19 protein-coding genes and 5 tRNA genes are annotated in these 15869 nt (G+C 68.6%); 10 read left to right on the forward strand and 14 right to left on the reverse strand.

Going from position 1 to position 15869, the window contains the following annotated elements:
- Positions 1–5 precede the first annotated feature (5 nt).
- Complete coding sequence (locus ACWC2B_RS13480; RefSeq protein ID WP_450716609.1) at positions 6–479, forward strand: DUF3515 family protein; 474 nt, start codon at positions 6–8, stop codon at positions 477–479.
- On the opposite strand, the gene ACWC2B_RS13485 is transcribed toward ACWC2B_RS13480, so the two are convergent.
- Genes ACWC2B_RS13485 through ACWC2B_RS13495 form a run of 3 tightly spaced genes read right to left on the reverse strand, consistent with a single transcriptional unit; the run spans position 476 to position 3454 of the window.
- Positions 476–1633 carry a D-alanine--D-alanine ligase family protein gene (locus ACWC2B_RS13485; RefSeq protein ID WP_450716610.1) on the reverse strand — a complete coding sequence of 386 codons (1158 nt, stop codon included), beginning with the start codon at positions 1631–1633 and terminating at the stop codon, positions 476–478. The two genes, ACWC2B_RS13480 and ACWC2B_RS13485, sit on opposite strands and share 4 nt — an antisense overlap.
- 58 nt (positions 1634–1691) lie before the next feature.
- The gene (locus ACWC2B_RS13490; protein ID WP_450716611.1) at positions 1692–2705 is read right to left on the reverse strand and encodes an NAD(P)H-dependent glycerol-3-phosphate dehydrogenase; all 1014 of its coding nucleotides are present in this window, start codon (positions 2703–2705) and stop codon (positions 1692–1694) included.
- Complete coding sequence (locus ACWC2B_RS13495; protein ID WP_450716612.1) at positions 2702–3454, reverse strand: lysophospholipid acyltransferase family protein; 753 nt, start codon at positions 3452–3454, stop codon at positions 2702–2704. The genes ACWC2B_RS13490 and ACWC2B_RS13495 overlap by 4 nt, the downstream gene beginning before the upstream one ends.
- A 155-nt stretch (positions 3455–3609) precedes the next feature.
- On the opposite strand from ACWC2B_RS13495, the gene cofC reads away from it, so the two are divergent.
- Positions 3610–4326, forward strand: a complete 717-nt coding sequence (gene cofC / locus ACWC2B_RS13500) for a 2-phospho-L-lactate guanylyltransferase (protein WP_450716613.1) — start codon at positions 3610–3612, stop codon at positions 4324–4326.
- Between the two features lie 9 nt (positions 4327–4335).
- Positions 4336–4539 (forward strand): hypothetical protein, encoded by a 204-nt coding sequence (locus ACWC2B_RS13505; protein ID WP_450716614.1) that lies wholly within the window; start codon positions 4336–4338, stop codon positions 4537–4539.
- Positions 4540–4635: 96 nt separating this feature from the next.
- On the opposite strand, the gene ACWC2B_RS13510 is transcribed toward ACWC2B_RS13505, so the two are convergent.
- From ACWC2B_RS13510 to leuC, 4 genes are all read right to left on the reverse strand, one after another.
- The gene (locus ACWC2B_RS13510) at positions 4636–5295 is read right to left on the reverse strand and encodes an HU family DNA-binding protein (protein WP_450716615.1); all 660 of its coding nucleotides are present in this window, start codon (positions 5293–5295) and stop codon (positions 4636–4638) included.
- A 144-nt stretch (positions 5296–5439) separates the two neighbouring features.
- Entirely contained in the window at positions 5440–5667 is a 228-nt protein-coding gene (locus ACWC2B_RS13515) for an SCO5555 family protein (protein ID WP_450716616.1), read from the reverse strand.
- Between the two features lie 239 nt (positions 5668–5906).
- A complete protein-coding gene (gene leuD / locus ACWC2B_RS13520; protein WP_450716617.1) occupies positions 5907–6500 on the reverse strand; it encodes a 3-isopropylmalate dehydratase small subunit in 594 nt (197 codons plus the stop codon).
- A gap of 6 nt (positions 6501–6506) precedes the next feature.
- Positions 6507–7931 carry a 3-isopropylmalate dehydratase large subunit gene (gene leuC / locus ACWC2B_RS13525; RefSeq protein WP_450716618.1) on the reverse strand — a complete coding sequence of 475 codons (1425 nt, stop codon included), beginning with the start codon at positions 7929–7931 and terminating at the stop codon, positions 6507–6509.
- Positions 7932–8104: 173 nt separating this feature from the next.
- Between leuC and ndgR the strand changes: the two genes are divergently transcribed.
- The gene (gene ndgR / locus ACWC2B_RS13530) at positions 8105–8821 is read left to right on the forward strand and encodes an IclR family transcriptional regulator NdgR (protein ID WP_005311436.1); all 717 of its coding nucleotides are present in this window, start codon (positions 8105–8107) and stop codon (positions 8819–8821) included.
- 251 nt (positions 8822–9072) lie between these two features.
- Here ndgR and ACWC2B_RS13535 read toward each other — a convergent pair.
- The 7 genes from ACWC2B_RS13535 to ACWC2B_RS13565 form a co-directional block, all read right to left on the reverse strand.
- Positions 9073–9145, reverse strand: a tRNA-Glu gene (locus tag ACWC2B_RS13535).
- 52 nt (positions 9146–9197) lie between these two features.
- Positions 9198–9269: transfer RNA gene (locus ACWC2B_RS13540), tRNA-Gln, on the reverse strand.
- A 16-nt stretch (positions 9270–9285) separates the two neighbouring features.
- Positions 9286–9358 (reverse strand) — tRNA-Glu (locus tag ACWC2B_RS13545).
- A gap of 61 nt (positions 9359–9419) precedes the next feature.
- Positions 9420–9492 (reverse strand) — tRNA-Glu (locus ACWC2B_RS13550).
- A gap of 22 nt (positions 9493–9514) precedes the next feature.
- A tRNA-Gln gene (locus ACWC2B_RS13555) sits at positions 9515–9586 on the reverse strand.
- Positions 9587–9675: 89 nt separating this feature from the next.
- On the reverse strand, positions 9676–10395 hold the full coding sequence (locus ACWC2B_RS13560; protein ID WP_450716619.1) for an HAD family hydrolase: 720 nt from the start codon (positions 10393–10395) through the stop codon (positions 9676–9678).
- A gap of 70 nt (positions 10396–10465) precedes the next feature.
- The gene (locus tag ACWC2B_RS13565) at positions 10466–11146 is read right to left on the reverse strand and encodes a DUF4241 domain-containing protein (protein ID WP_450716620.1); all 681 of its coding nucleotides are present in this window, start codon (positions 11144–11146) and stop codon (positions 10466–10468) included.
- 209 nt (positions 11147–11355) lie between these two features.
- On the opposite strand from ACWC2B_RS13565, the gene ACWC2B_RS13570 reads away from it, so the two are divergent.
- The 6 genes from ACWC2B_RS13570 (at position 11356) to ACWC2B_RS13595 (ending at position 15844) form a co-directional block, all read left to right on the forward strand.
- A complete protein-coding gene (locus ACWC2B_RS13570; RefSeq protein ID WP_450716621.1) occupies positions 11356–11739 on the forward strand; it encodes a WXG100 family type VII secretion target in 384 nt (127 codons plus the stop codon).
- A 27-nt stretch (positions 11740–11766) separates the two neighbouring features.
- Positions 11767–12066 carry a WXG100 family type VII secretion target gene (locus tag ACWC2B_RS13575; RefSeq protein WP_386038673.1) on the forward strand — a complete coding sequence of 100 codons (300 nt, stop codon included), beginning with the start codon at positions 11767–11769 and terminating at the stop codon, positions 12064–12066.
- Between the two features lie 203 nt (positions 12067–12269).
- Positions 12270–13949 (forward strand): RNase A-like domain-containing protein, encoded by a 1680-nt coding sequence (locus tag ACWC2B_RS13580; protein WP_450716622.1) that lies wholly within the window; start codon positions 12270–12272, stop codon positions 13947–13949.
- A gap of 12 nt (positions 13950–13961) precedes the next feature.
- Complete coding sequence (locus tag ACWC2B_RS13585) at positions 13962–14621, forward strand: hypothetical protein (protein ID WP_450716623.1); 660 nt, start codon at positions 13962–13964, stop codon at positions 14619–14621.
- 254 nt (positions 14622–14875) lie between these two features.
- Positions 14876–15181, forward strand: coding sequence for an RNase A-like domain-containing protein (locus tag ACWC2B_RS13590; protein WP_450716745.1), 306 nt, complete (start codon positions 14876–14878; stop codon positions 15179–15181).
- Positions 15182–15193: 12 nt separating this feature from the next.
- Entirely contained in the window at positions 15194–15844 is a 651-nt protein-coding gene (locus tag ACWC2B_RS13595; protein WP_450716624.1) for a contact-dependent growth inhibition system immunity protein, read from the forward strand.
- The last annotated feature ends 25 nt before the right edge of the window (positions 15845–15869 follow it).

Raw genomic sequence — 15869 nt, forward strand, 5'->3', positions numbered from 1 at the left:
GGCCGGTGACTCTTTCTCGCCGCCGGCCGCTTCTCGTCCTGTCCGCGGTCGCCGTCCTGGCGGCCGCGGGCTGTTCTTCGTCCGACGCCACGGCGAAGGTGGCGGTTCCCTCACCGCCTGCGCGGGAGCGGGCCGCGTGCGAGGCCCTGGACAAGCTCCTGCCCGACACCGTGGCCGGCCAGAAGCGACACGACCCCACCCCGGACTCGCCGCTGACGGCCCGGTGGGGGGACGGGGACGCGGAGATCGTACTGCGCTGCGGGATCCCGCGGGGTGAGGAGATGAACGACCCCAAGTCCAACGGTGTTCAGGTGAACGGCGTCTGGTGGGTCGTGTTCCCGCGCTCCGAGGGCCCCCGGTTCGTCACCGCGTACCGGGACCCCTACATCGAGCTCCTGACGGGGACCCGGTACACGCACGACGCGTCCGTGCTCCAGGCGTTCGGCGCCCCCGTCCTCAAGGCCACCAAGGGCCTCTAGCGAAGCCCCGTGGAGCGGCGCAGCGCCGCCTGGATCAGCTTGTCGACCAGGTCCGCGTACTCGACGCCGCTCTCCTGCCACATCCGCGGGTACATCGAGATCGGCGTGAAGCCCGGCATCGTGTTGATCTCGTTGATCACGAACTCGCCGTTGTCCTGGAGGAAGAAGTCCGCGCGGACCAGCCCCTCGCACGAGGCGGCCTCGAAGGCCTCGACGGCCAGGCGCTGCACCTCGGCGGTGGCCTCCGCGCCGATCGGCGCGGGCACGATGCCGGCCGCCGAGTCGATGTACTTGGCCTCGAAGTCGTAGAAGTCGTGGGCCGTCACCGGCGGGATCTCGGCGGGCAGGCTCGCCCGCGGCCCGTCCTCGAACTCAAGGACCCCGCACTCGATCTCGCGGCCGCGCAGCAGCGACTCGACGAGGAACTTGGGGTCGTGGCGGCGGGCCTCGGCGATGGCCTCGTCCAGGCCCTCGAAGGAGTCCACCTTGGTGATGCCGAACGAGGAGCCGGCCCGGGACGGCTTGATGAACAGCGGCCAGCCGTGCTCACCGGCGAAGTCGGCGATGCGCTGGCGGGCGGCCTTCTCGTCCTGCTCCCACTCGCGCGGACGCACCACGAGGTACGGGCCGACGGGCAGCCCGAAGGAGGTGAAGACGCGCTTCATGTACTCCTTGTCCTGGCCGACGGCCGAGGCGAGGACGCCCGAGCCGACGTACGGGATGCCGGAGAGCTCCAGGAGGCCCTGGAGGGTGCCGTCCTCGCCGTACGGGCCGTGCAGCATCGGGAAGACGACGTCGACCTCGCCGAGGACCTTGGGCACCGTTCCGGGCTCGCTGTAGACGACTTCACGGCTGCCCGGGTCCACGGGCATGACCACGCCGCCGTCGGTGGACTCGGCGAGTTCGTCGACGCTGGGGGTACGCCGGTCGCTGATCGCCATCCGCTCCGGTTCGTCGGCGGTGAGCGCCCAGCGGCCGTCCGTCGTGATGCCGATGGGCAGCACGTCGTACTTCGTACGGTCGATGGCGCGAAGCACCGCGCCGGCGGTCACGACCGAGATGCCGTGTTCCGAACTGCGGCCGCCGAACACTACGGCCACCCGCGGCTTGCGGAGCTGCTTCTCAGGGCTCTGGGGGAGGTTCTCGCTGCTCATATCGCGTTGAGAGTACCCGTTCGAGGCGTCCCATCCACGGCCGCGGGGCCCGGTCCGGTCAGCGGCGCTCGGCCTTGGCGCTGCGCGACATGAGCTCCTTGAGGGCGACGACCGGCGGCTTGCCCTCGTGGACGATGCCGACGACGGTCTCCGTGATGGGCATGTCGACGCCGTGCCGGCGGGCCAGATCCAGCACGGATTCGCAGGACTTGACGCCCTCGGCGGTCTGCTTGGTGACCGCGATGGTCTCCTGCAGGGTCATGCCCTTGCCGAGGTTGGTGCCGAAGGTGTGGTTGCGCGACAGCGGCGAGGAGCAGGTGGCGACGAGGTCGCCGAGGCCCGCGAGGCCGGAGAACGTCAGCGGGTCCGCGCCCATCGCGAGGCCCAGGCGGGTCGTTTCGGCGAGGCCGCGGGTGATGAGCGAGCCCTTGGCGTTGTCGCCGAGCCCCATGCCGTCGGCGATGCCGACGGCGAGCCCGATGACGTTCTTGACGGCGCCGCCCAGTTCGCAGCCGACCACGTCGGTGTTGGTGTACGGGCGGAAGTACGGGGTGTGGCAGGCGGCCTGGAGGCGCTGGGCGACGGCCTCGTCGCGGCAGGCGACGACGGCCGCGGCCGGCATCCGCCTGGCGATCTCCTTGGCCAGGTTGGGCCCGGTGACCACGGCGACGCGGTCCTCGGACACCTTGGCGACCTCGGCGATGACCTCGCTCATCCGCTTGGCGGTGCCGAGTTCGACGCCCTTCATCAGGGAGACCAGCACGGTGTCGGGGGCCAGCAGCGGCGCCCAGGCGGCGAGGTTGTCGCGGAGCGTCTGCGAGGGGACGGCGAGGACGGTGAAGTCGGCGCCGGCCGCGGCCTCGGCGGGGTCGGTGGTGGCCCGTACGGACGCGGGGAGTTCGATGCCGGGCAGATAGTCCGGGTTGGTGCGCGTGGAGTTGACCGCTTCGACGAGTTCGGGGCGGCGGGCCCACAGGGTCACTTCGCAGCCCGCGTCGGCGAGGACCATGGCGAACGCCGTGCCCCACGAACCGGTCCCGAACACCGCTGCCTTGGTGGTGCCGTGTGTCACTTGGTGCCCTCCCCGGCGGCCTCGCGGCGCTGCCGCGCGCGGACTTCGCGCAGATCGTACGGCTTCTCGGGGGCCTTCTCGCCCCTCAACTCCTCAAGGAGCGAGGTGATCGCGGCCATGATGACCTCGGTCACCTCCTTGAGGACCTCGGGCGTCGGCTCCTTGCCGTAGAACCGGTCGAGGTCGACCGGCGGACCGGCCTTCACCTGAAGCGTCTTGCGCGGGAAGAAGTTGACCTTCTTCTCCTTGGCGTACGGCGGCATCGCCAAGTTGGCGCCCCACTGGGCGATCGGGATGACGGGCGCGCGTGTCATCAGGGCGGCCCGTGCGACGCCGGTCTTCGCGGTCATCGGCCACTGGCCGGGGTCGCGGGTGAGGGTGCCCTCGGGGTAGAAGGCGACGCATTCACCGCGCTCCACGGCGTCCACGGCGGCCCGGAAGGCGCCCACCGCGTTGGTGGACTCGCGGTAGACGGGAATCTGTCCCGTGCCGCGCAGCAGGATCCCGACGCCGGGGGCCTTGAAAAGCGCGGCCTTCGCCAGGAATCGGGGCACTCGGCCCGTGTTGTATTGGAAATGCCCGTACGAGAACATGTCCAGATACGAGTTGTGATTGATGGCGGTGATGAATCCGCCCTCGGCCGGAATGTTCTCCATTCCCTGCCAGTCCCGCTTGAACAGAACGACCAGCGGCGGTTTTGCGATGACCGCCGCCAGGCGGTACCAGAAGCCGATTCTGCGGCGGGACACTCGGACACCTTCCTCTGTGGACCCGGCCGGGCCTGTGCGAGACCCGGGGGAACTGACCCTGCGTGGCTGCTGGGGGCAAGTGTCGCCCCAGGCCCCTGGTCTGTCGAGAACACCGTACGCCCCGGCCCACGCACCGGCCGTCCGGGCGGGTGACAATGAAGCCCGCCGCCGCCCGGCCGACTTCGGGGCGGCGCCCGGACGGAGGGGACGCCACGAACACCGCCACAGTTGCCCGCTGGTCCCTCGTCATCCCGCTGAAGCCCTTGGCGCTGGCCAAGAGCAGGCTGGCGGCCGCCGTCGGCGACGAGCTCCGGCCGCGGCTCGCCCTCGCGTTCGCGCTCGACACCGTGGCCGCCGCGCTCGACTGTGCCGCGGTGGGCAATGTGGCGGTCGTCACGGACGACCCGCTGGCGGGCGCGGAGCTGGCCGCGCTCGGCGCGCGCATCGTGCCCGACTCCCCCGGCGCGGGCCTCAACGCGGCGCTGGAACACGGGGCGTACCGGGTGCGCTCGCGGCATCCGGCGCTCCCGGTGGCCGCCCTCAACGCGGACCTGCCCGCGCTGCGCCCCGCGGAACTGGGCCGGGTGCTCGCCGCGGCCGCCGCATTTCCGCGGGCATTTCTCGCGGATGCGGCGGGAATCGGGACGACTTTCCTTTCGGCGGTTCCCGGCCGGGATTTGAACCCGGCTTTCGGCGGTCCTTCACGGGCCGCCCATTCGGCTTCGGGGGCCACGGAAATCCTGCTCGACGGCGTGGATTCGGTGCGCCGGGACGTCGACACGGGCACGGACCTGCGGGCCGCCCTGTCCCTCGGCCCGGGCCCGGCCACCGCCGCCCTGCAGGACGCCCTGGACCCCGTACGGGGGCATTAGGCTGCCGGTATGCAGGCGACCGCGTACACATACGACTCCGAGACCCGCAGCGGCAGTGTGCTGCTCGATGACGGCACCCCGGTGGAATTCGGGGCCCCGGCCTTCGACGCGGGCGGGCTGCGGCTGCTGCGGCCGGGCCAGCGGGTCCGTCTCGAGACCGAGGGGCCCGGTGCGGAGCTGCGCATCACGCTGGTGACGCTGCAGACGTTCTGAGCCGCGCGGCGCGCGGGGTCACTTGGCCGAAAACGGCCGCGGGCCGGGTCTCCCCGAGGGGAGCCCGGCCCGGCGCGTGAGCCTTGCCGCCGGCGACTACTTCTTGCGAGCGGTCGCCTTCTTGGCGGTGGTCTTGCGCGCCGTGGTCTTCTTCGCGGGCGCCTTCTTCGCGACGGCCTTCTTGGCCGGGGCGGTCTTCTTCGCGGCCGCCTTCTTGGCGGTCGCGGCCTTCTTCGCCGGGGCGGCCTTCTTGGCGGTGGCCGTCGTCTTCTTGGCGGTGGCCTTCTTCGCGGTGGTCTTCTTGGCCGCCGTGGTCTTCGCCGCGGCGGTCTTCTTCACCGCGGTGGCCTTCTTGGCGACCGTCTTCTTGGCGGTGGCCTTCTTGGCCGCGGCCTTCTTGACGGTGCTGCGGCTGGAAGTACCGCCCGAGAGGCTGCCCTTGGGGGCCTTCTTGACGGCCACGTCGTTCTTCGGGAGCTTCTTCGAGCCCGCGACGAGGTCCTTGAATCCCTGACCCGCGCGGAAGCGCGGAACCGAGGTCTTCTTGACCCGCACGCGCTCACCCGTCTGCGGGTTGCGGGCGTACCGGGCCGGGCGGTCGACCTTCTCGAACGAGCCGAAACCGGTGACCGAGACGCGGTCGCCGGCGACGACCGCACGGACGATCGCGTCCAGCACCGCGTCCACCGCGTCCGCGGCCTGCTGTCGGCCGCCGACCTTGTCGGCAATCGCTTCTACGAGCTGCGCCTTGTTCACGTCTTCCCCTTCGGAGACATTGCCTGAGCGAAAGTGTCCAGGCCTTTTCGCACGTTAGGCAGATATATACCGCAAATCAAACACGAAACGGGCTAATCACCCTAGTGCCGCAACGAAGTCGGCTCTCGCCGAGTTCCTTACGGCTCAGTCACCTTCGGGGAATCGGCCCTCGTCGAGGTCCTTCATCAACCGCTCCAGACGCGTTGCCGCATCGGCGAGATCGTGTTTGGCAGCCGCTGTTATGACCAGCAGCTTCCGGGACAGCGCCATCCGTACGCCCTCCGGGACTTGCAGTTCGCGCACCCTTGTGTGCGCTTCTTTCAGTTGGTCCGCCACCAGCCCGTAGAGCTTGAGTTGGCTGTCGGGTTCCATGCGTCGATTGTGCCATCTGAGGCGAGTTGTCACCTCCGGCGGGGGCAACTGAGCGAATCCAGCGACTCCTGGACGTCCGTACGGTCCCTCGATCGCGCAAGCGACTATCCGGCCATCTGCCCTGCACACAAGGCTAGTTGACGTCACCCCCGGAGCCCAAAACGCGACGCGCCCCCCGCCCGGAAATCAATCCGGGAAACGGGGGGCGCGATGCAGCCGAAGGGGGGTCAATACGCGGTTCAGGCCTGGATCGTGCTCGGCTTGAAGGCGGGTCGGCGGGCTTCGTAGGAGGCGATGTCGGGCTCGTTCTGGAGCGTGATCGAGATGTCGTCCAGGCCGTTCAGGAGCCGCCAGCGGGCGTTCTCGTCGAGTTCGAAGTCGGCGGTGACGCCTTCCGCGCGAACTTGGCGGTCCTGCAGGTCAACAGTGATTTCGGCGCCCGGGTCGCGCTCGGTCAGCTCCCACAGCGCGTCCACGACTTTCTGGTCGAGAACGACGGTGAGCAGCCCGTTCTTCAGCGAGTTGCCGCGGAAGATGTCGGCGAAGCGGGACGAGATCACCGTTTTGAAGCCGTAGTTCTGCAGCGCCCACACCGCGTGCTCGCGGGAGGAGCCGGTGCCGAAGTCGGGTCCTGCCACCAAAACCGTGGCGCCCTTGCGCTCGGGCTTGTTCAGGATGAACTCGGAGTCCTTGCGCCAGGCCTCGAAGAGCCCGTCCTCGAAGCCGTCGCGGGTGACCTTCTTCAGCCAGTGGGCCGGGATGATCTGGTCGGTGTCGACGTTGGAGCGGCGCAGCGGTACGGCCCGGCCGGTGTGCGTGGTGAATGCTTCCATGGCTGATCAGACTCCAGCGGGCGTACGGGCGTCGGAGAGGTCGGCGGGCGAGGCCAGATGGCCGAGAACCGCGGTCGCGGCGGCGACCTGGGGCGAAACCAGGTGGGTGCGGCCGCCCTTGCCCTGCCTGCCCTCGAAGTTGCGGTTGGAGGTGGACGCGGAGCGCTCGCCGGGGGCCAGCTGGTCCGGGTTCATGCCCAGGCACATGGAGCAGCCCGCGTGCCGCCATTCGGCCCCGGCGGCCGTGAACACCTTGTCCAGGCCCTCGTCCATGGCCTGCAGGGCCACCCGGACCGAGCCGGGGACGACCAGCATCCGTACGCCGTCGGCGACTTTGCGCCCCTCGATGACGGCCGCCGCGTTGCGCAGGTCCTCGATACGGCCGTTGGTGCACGAACCTACGAAGACGGTGTCGACGTTGATGTCGCGCAGCCGCTGCCCGGCGGTCAACCCCATGTATTCCAGGGCCTTTTCGGCGGCCAGGCGCTCCGAAGCGTCCTCGTACGAAGCCGGGTCGGGGACCTCTCCCGACAGGGGCGCGCCCTGGCCGGGGTTGGTGCCCCAGGTGACGAACGGCGAGAGCTCGTCGGCCTTGATGACGACCTCGGCGTCGAAGACCGCGTCCTCGTCCGTCTTCAGCGTCTTCCAGTACGCGAGGGCCGCGTCCCAGTCCTCGCCCTGGGGGGCGTGCACGCGCCCTTCCAGGTAATCGAACGTGGTCTGGTCGGGGGCGATCATGCCCGCGCGGGCGCCGGCCTCGATCGACATGTTGCAGATGGTCATGCGGGCTTCCATCGACAGCTTCTCGATGGCCGAGCCGCGGTACTCCAGGACGTAGCCCTGGCCGCCGCCGGTGCCGATCCTCGCGATGATGGCGAGGATCAGGTCCTTGGCGGTGACGCCGTCGGGCAGCTCGCCCTCCACGGTGATGGCCATCGTCTTGAACGGGGCCAGCGGCAGCGTCTGGGTGGCCAGGACGTGCTCGACCTGGCTGGTGCCGATACCGAACGCCAGCGCGCCGAAAGCGCCGTGGGTGGAGGTGTGCGAGTCGCCGCAGACCACGGTGGTGCCGGGCTGGGTCAGTCCCAGCTGCGGTCCCACCACGTGGACAACGCCCTGCTCGACGTCGCCCAGCGGGTGCAGGCGGACACCGAACTCGGCGCAGTTCTTGCGCAGCGTCTCCAGCTGGACCCGCGAGACCGGGTCCGCGATCGGCTTGTCGATGTCGATGGTGGGGGTGTTGTGGTCCTCGGTGGCGATGGTGAGGTCCAGGCGCCGCACCTGGCGACCGTTCTTGCGCAGCCCGTCGAAGGCCTGCGGGCTGGTCACCTCGTGCAGCAGGTGAAGATCGATGAAGAGCAGGTCCGGCTCGCCCTCGACGCGCCTGACGACATGGTCGTCCCAGACCTTCTCCGCGAGTGTCCTACCCATCGCCTTCCCTCCGGCCGGCGTCTTCGCCGGCACTACTAGAGACCGATTGCCCATGCCCGTACCGCACGCCCCGGGCGGGGCCGCGCTCCGTTGTACGGATCGCCAGTACAGCTTGACGACTTCCGGAGAAAATTGAACTTGCGTTTCACAGAGTGAGACGCGAATATCGTTGCATGGACAACTCTAGCGGCGTCGGCGTTCTGGACAAGGCTGCCCTTGTCTTGAGCGCTCTGGAGTCCGGTCCGGCCACCCTCGCAGGTCTGGTCGCGGCCACTGGGCTCGCACGACCCACGGCACATCGCCTCGCCGTGGCACTGGAACACCACCGGATGGTGGCGCGGGACATGCAGGGCCGTTTCATTCTCGGCCCGCGCCTGGCCGAGCTCGCGGCGGCAGCCGGCGAGGACCGCCTGCTGGCCACGGCCGGCCCGGTCCTGACGCATCTGCGCGACGTGACGGGCGAGAGCGCTCAGCTCTATCGCCGGCAGGGCGACATGCGGATCTGCGTGGCGGCCGCCGAGCGCCTCTCCGGACTGCGCGACACCGTCCCGGTCGGCTCCACGCTGACCATGAAGGCCGGCTCGTCCGCCCAGATCCTGATGGCCTGGGAGGAGCCGGAGCGCCTGCACCGCGGCCTCCAGGGCGCCCGCTTCACGGCGACGGCCCTTTCCGGGGTACGCCGCCGGGGCTGGGCCCAGTCGATCGGCGAGCGCGAGCCGGGCGTGGCCTCGGTGTCGGCGCCGGTGCGCGGCCCGTCGAACCGGGTGGTGGCCGCCGTCTCGGTCTCCGGTCCGATCGAGCGCCTGACCCGGCACCCGGGCCGGATGCACGCCCAGGCGGTCATCGACGCCGCCGCCCGTCTGTCCGAGGCCTTGCGCCGCAACGGCTGACGTCTTTCCTTCTGCCACTTTCCGGCCCACCGCTTCAACGCCGCAGCGGTGGGCCGGAGGTGCGTCCGGGGCCGTTCAACGGGCGGTGCGGAAGGGATGGTTCGGGCCGGGTGTGCCGAACTTCTCTGTGCGATACGGGAGTTGAGCCCGCAGGGATGCGTGCGCGGGGTGCGTCCGCATCCGTGCCGGGATACATGCCCGGGCAAACGAAAAGGCCCTCCGCAAGATGCGAAGGGCCCATTCTCTGTGCGTACCCCCGACCGGATTCGAACCGGCGCTACCGCCTTGAGAGGGCGGCGTGCTAGGCCGCTACACAACGGGGGCCTACCTGCGTTTTCGGACCTTCAAGGAAGATCCAGGATCTTGAAATGACCCGCTGGGCTACCAGGACTCGAACCTAGAATGACGGTACCAGAAACCGTAGTGTTGCCAATTACACCATAGCCCATGGTGGTTTAGACCAGTACCCCCGACCGGATTCGAACCGGCGCTACCGCCTTGAGAGGGCGGCGTGCTAGGCCGCTACACAACGGGGGCCCTAGCGATCCTGCATCGAGTTCACCGGGTGCGACCCTGGTGATCCCGCGGGAAGGATCTGTACCCCCGACCGGATTCGAACCGGCGCTACCGCCTTGAGAGGGCGGCGTGCTAGGCCGCTACACAACGGGGGCCTTGCAGATAAAGCTCTGCGAGCTGGGCTACCAGGACTCGAACCTAGACTAACGGAACCAGAAACCGTCGTGCTGCCAATTACACCATAGCCCACCAAAACGCAACTCCCGTGGGGAGTTTTGCTCGGCTTGCGCTTTCGGTTCGGGGCTTTTCTTCCCGCTTCCCTCGGCGCAGGAAGAACATTACCCGAAGGTGTCCGGCGCTCCAAAACGGGTATCGAGGCGCAGGAGGTCAGGGAGCTGGTCGAGTCCCGTGATGCGTATGAGCTCGGGTCGTCCGCCGGTCCCCGAGCGATCCAGCCAGACTCCCTTGAGCCCCGCCTCGTCCGCCCCGCGTGCGTCGATGTCCGGCTGGTCGCCGACGTAGACGACTTCCTCCGGTGGCAGTCCGAGCGCCTCGCAGCCGGCGTGGAAGGCGGCCGCCTCCGGCTTGGCGATGCCGAGTTCGGCGGCGCAGAGCAGCGCCTCGAACCGGTCCCGTACACCGAGGATCTGGAGCTTGCGCTCCTGGTTGGGGAGAGAGGAGTTGGACAGGATGGCGTGCCGGTAGCTCTCGGCGAGTACGTCGAGGACGGGCAGGGCGTCCGGGAAGAGGCTCCAGGCGGCTTCGTAGTGCGCGACGTGCCGGTCGAACCAGGCGTCGGCGTCCTCGTCGTCCATGGCCTCGCCCACGAAGGCCCGCACGCGGTCGCGGCGCTGCCCGTACCAGTCGGTCTCCCCCGACGCGAACCGCGCCCAGTGGTAGGCGGTGACCTCTTCCCAGCGGTCCAGGGCACGCTCCACGGATTCGTACGCGCCGGGCAGTCCTTCGAGGCCGAGGTGCGTACGCATGCCGGAGCGGGAGGCCGTGGAGTAGTCGAAGATCGTGTCGTCGATGTCCCACAGGACCGCGCGAATGGGCATGCTTCGAGCTTAGAGCCTGCGTCCGGAGTACGGACAGTGTTCTGGCATATGCCGTCGGGGGCTCGGCGGGTCAGGACGCGAGCGGCGCGAGCGCTTCGATGGGGACGACGAAGAAATCGGTGACGAAGCAGGTGATCGCGCCCGCTTCGTCGCGGCCTATCCAGGTGGGATACGCGCCGTCGCCCCAGCCCGAGGTGAAGGCGATCAGGTTGTGGCCGGTCGCTGCGTCGGTGACGGTGTGCGGGCCCGGGGACGGCGGAACGGTGTCGAAGGCGTCCCACAGCGGGCCCTCGTCGCCCTCGCAGTCGGGGAAGGAGCCGTCGGAGCCTGCGTCGTAGAAGCAGCCGGTGCCCGCGTCGACCCCGTATCCGAAGAACTCCTCGTCATCGAGCTCGGCGAGGTCCTGGCCCGGCTGCAGCGCGAGCTCCCAGGAGACGGTGGGGACGTCCTTGATGACCAGGCGCGCGGCGGCCACCCTCAGATGCGGGGTGTCCGCCTCCGGCTCCCCTTCGCGCACCAGCGTCGCCACGGCCGCGTCCACCCGGTACCGCCCCGGCTCCACCTGTGCCGTGAACGGCTCGGCCTCGCCGGCCCCGAGCGAGACGAACGGGTCGCAGGCGATGACCCGCCCGGTGTGCAGCCACAACTCCCCGCCCCGCACCACGCTCATCGTGCCGGTGCTGCCCGACTCCTCGGCGAACACGTTGCCCGGAGTGAAGTGCCAGGAGAAGTCGGGGGCGGGCATGGGCATGGGGGTCTCCCGGTGAGGCGTGGCGGCAGCGGTTCGCAGCGGTTGTGCACTGTCAGAGAACATAACTCGGGGCACTGACAACGGGGTCGGGGGCGACGACCTCCACGCCGCTCCTCCCGTCCCATAAGCAACTTCCGTTCCCTTGGGGCGCGTTGTTAGGCTCTTCGAACAAGGCCGAACGCACAGGGTTACGAGCCATCGGGGGCGGCATGCGAGGCAATCCGGACCTCAAGGAGCCCGACGACGACGGCCTGAGGAAGCTGGCCGATGACCTCGAAGAAATGCGGCGCCATATGGACGATCAGGTCCGCCGCATGGACGGAATCGTCGACCGGATCCAGGCCGGCTGGCAGGGCGCGACGGGCTCCGCCTACCGCGACCTGCACAGGGGCGCCGCCAAGGACGCCGTGCGCATCCGCGAAACCCTCCGCGTCGTGCAGGAAGCGGTCCTCATGAGCCGGGACGGTTTCACGGAGCGGGAGCTCGATGTCCTCGCGGCGATGCGCAACGTCCAGTCCCACGTCGACGTGGAGCACGAGGCCGATGCCCTCCAGGCGCCGCCGGCCACGCGCAGCAGCCTCGACGACCTGTAGCGCCTCACTCGGGGGGAACCGAAGACCATGCCCGACGACCACATAGCCGTCGACTTCGCGGCTCTGCGCCACCTGGCCGGCGAACTTGAGGACATTCTCAAGCAGCTCAACACACATCTGGGCACGCTGTACGACCGCACCGAGAAAGTCGTCCTCACGTGGCACGGCGAGGCCCGCGAGGCGTTCATCGACGAACTCGACCGCTGGGACCGTGACATGAGGGACCTCCAGGCCCGCCAGGCCTGGCTCCACGAGGTGGTGACCACGGGCCACGCGAACTACGCGGCCGCCCATCGGGCTGTGCTGAGGGGCTGGGGCGCGCTCTGATGTCCACGCCGTCCCCGTCCCCTTCGGGTTCCGCTTCTCCCTCGCCCTCTGCCACTCCACCCGCCCCTACCGGCACGGGCCCGACTTCCCCGAGCGGTCCGGCCCCGACCCCCTCGCCCTCCCCCGGTTCCCTCAAGGATCCGCAGGGCAACGACATCTCCCGCGACGACACGGCATCGGCACGCCGTCGGCGGAACGACGAGGTGGCAGCCCTCAAGCCCGCCGCGCCACCGGACCCGGGCAGCGGCTTCGACGTCAGTCCGCCGCACCTCTACTACACGTCCTACATCCTGCGGAACCAGCAGTACGACTTCTCCGACGGCGCCGTACGACTCCTGGCCGCCCTGGACACCCACGCCCACGCGGGCGGTCGCGGCAGTGGCCCCGAGGCTTTCGCGGCCGCCTACGCGAAGGTCGCGAAACGCTTCATAGAGGTGTGGGCCAAGGCGGTCGTGGGAGTCGGCGGCGCGGCGGTCGGGCTGACGGTCACCGCCAACAACTACGTACGGGCCGAGTACCTGTCCGATCCCAAACAGGCTCCGGCTCTCCGGCTCAAGCCCGAGCCCGACGTGATCCACAGCCCGCCCTCCTACTGGCCTGCGGCCGAACTCGGCTGGGGGAACGGCTCCGGGGACGCCTTCGGCGACCGCGTCATCAGCGATGTGCTGGAAGTCGCGGGCTCATTCGGAGAGTCTGTCCTGCTGCCCGTCCTCAGGGATGTCCTGCGGCACGGCAAGGTCGCGGACATCACTCCCGGTGGCGACGATCTCGTACTCCCGGAGATCGCGGCGGCGTGGACAGCCGGCGCCAAGGACGCCAAGGCGGCCGGCGACGGTTTCGACGGCGCCATCGCGTACATCACCAACCCCGCGTCCGGCCACAGCGAATGGCAGAACGCCATGAAGCAGTTCTGCAGCAGCATCTGGGGGACGACGGCCTGGGGCCAGGACCGGGCGGGCCAGAAATGGAACCACTCCGCCGGCCAGAAGCCCGCGCTGGGGGTGCTGGAAGACACCGCCCGCTCGCTGGCCGACGCGTGCACGCATTTCGGGACGGCGGTGGCGAAGGTGCGCTCGGAGATCACCGATGTCTATCGCGAATCCGCCTACAAGACTCTGAAGGTCAAGGACTTCGGGGACGTACTCGAAACGCTGCTCGGCGGCGCGTTCGAGCTCGCCGTCGAGTTCATCAACAACCTGGATACGGGGCGGCTGGATTCGGCGGTCGACACGTACAACGGGACGGTCAAGACGCTGGCCGACGGGCTGTCCAAGCTCATGGGTCCGCTGGACGAGGCCTACCTGAGTGTCCCAGCCTATGCCGCCGAAGAGGGGCAGGCGGAGGCTGTCGGGGCCCGCGCATTGAACGAATTCAAGAGGGAGCACAACTACACGGTTCCTCAAGGAGACAAGGACAATCATTTCTTCGCGATCGACTTGGCAAACCAAGAGTCACTGGATGGCAGCCATCCGATCGACAAGCATGTCGGAAAGAGCGATGAGCAGCTCGCCCAGCGCCTACGTGATCAGCAGGTCTCGCGCAACGGGCAGACATTTCCCAGTGCCGCTTCGACATTCAAAGACCTGAGTTCTGCGCAGAGCCTCACACAGCGGGTCCTTGACGATTACGACAAGGCTGACGAGATCGAGAGATGGGTGAAGAGGCAGGAAGCTCTCGCGACCCCCAGAACCAACTCGGTCAGGACCGTGACTCTCCCCTTCGGAAGCGAGGTGACGGGACGCACCGTAACCCGAAGCAGTTACGACGCACAGGGCTTGGCCGCTCAGGCACAGGACACCCACAGTGTGAGTGTGACCCTGAGATACGTGCGCGGCCTCGATCCGCCTTTCATCGTGCTGACCTCCGTACCGACGACGCCATAGGATTTGCGAACAATGACCACCTACACGGGGGCTGCCTTCAGTGATGGCCCGATCGCGCGCCTCCTCGATCTTTGCATCTCCAGCCAGGAACGCGGAGGGGCGCCGCTTGAGGATGAGCTGGTCCGCTTCTGTCGGTCGATCGACAACTCCGACGCCGCTCGTTGGGCGCTGCCGGTCGCCACCGTGGCCGCGCTGCTCGACCTGGCGTCCGAGGAACTCGAACGGTCTGGGGCCTCCAAGCCTCCCGTTGACTTCATGGAGCGGTTGGCCAAGGCCGCCGGACGTACGAGCGGGCCCGAGCATCTGCGCATGCTCGCCGGCCTCATTCGGGTGATCGACCGCCAAGGACTGCCAGATTTTCAGGAGCTTCCCATGTCGGCGTGGGAAGCGAGGATGAAGTTCCCCCGGATACAGCAGTTCGAGTGGTGGGCAGGCTCCGGGGAGTTCGAAGACTTTGACCACGGACTACGGGAGGGCATCGAAAGCGAGCATCCTTCCGGATGCCATCAAGAACTACCGCCCCTCGCCGCCGAACTGCAGCAGGCCCTGCTCATCTTCTCGAACAAAGAGGAAATGGAAAAAGCTTTGCGGCCAGTTATCCCATGGGCGTCGATGTCGATTTTTCGTGACATTCTGCACCTCATTCAAATCCATTTCACCGAGCAGCATTGAGGGAACGCATTCGACTCCACCATTCGAAGACATATCCGTCGGCGGCCTACGGGAAATCCTTGTTCCCTCCGCATCGCGGCGCCGAAGACCTCCTCAAATTCATCGCATGCGGATCACTGTTCGACGGGCCGGGTGTGCTGCGCATCGAGTCGGACCTCATGTTGGGCCGCTCCAGTGCCGAAGTCCTGGAATCCTTCGAGCCGGGGGCCGAATATTTCACCAACCACGGCCACGCCGAAGACACGGAGAGCAGCATGCCGACGCGGAACCGCGCCGCCACCTACCCCGATCACGAAACCGCCCAATGGGCGACCCAACAGGTGGTGACTCTCAATGAGCAGGTCATTCATCGGTGGCTGGCTCAGTCGACGCGGGCGCGGCTCACCATCGAGGCAGCCTGGCCTTCGCGCGACGAGCCCGTCGGGCGGGTGCTGATCCAGGCCATGGCGTACGCCGGGCGGGGGGCGATGGACGTGCGGGCCGCGCGCGTCGTGTTGCGGCGCAGTGCGTCCAGCCCGCAGGGATTCACCGTGCACGCCACCTTCCCCGTCTACCTCTGAAGGCGCCGCCCCATGCCTCTGACACCTCTGCAACACGACCGCCGCTACGGCGAGTTGGACCAAGTCATGCGGGCCTACGTCGGGCAAGTCGCCGACGACACCCCCGAGCGGCGCAGCACCGCGCTCGACGCGTACCTCCGGCACACCTGGCACACCCGGCCCTGGGCTCTGGCCGTCGCCGAACAGCAGCTGCGGGAGTACGCCCAGCACCCGCCCGGGAAGCTGCGACAGCGGCTCGGGGAGTTCTATCCGGTTCCGGACGTGGGGCTCGGGGACGCCGAGATCCAGGGCTGGCTCACCGTCCTCGCGGATCACCTGCGGCACAGCATCGAGGAGGGGGAAGTGCCGGCGCCCTCCGCTCCCGTCACCCACTGGGAGTGGCATTCCCGCTTCCCCGAGCTCGGGCAATTGCTCGGCGGCTGGTTCTCGCAGGACATGCCGGACGAGTTCGACGATCACGACGCCGCGATCGAGGACTATCGCGGGACGACGGACCTCTCGCTCGTCGCCAAGGTTGTCGGGGAACTGCACGAGCTGGTCGCCCTTGACCTCGACGAGTCCCAATACGCCCTTGCCGTCGCCGAGTTGGGCATGGAGGTCGACCCGCCAGCCCCGTACTCCCCCGGCGCCTGGCTCGCTGTGCTCGCCCAGCGGCTGGGATAGAAACGCCCGAGGGGCGGCAGCCCGT

The organism is Streptomyces sp. NPDC001415 (assembly GCF_053597395.1).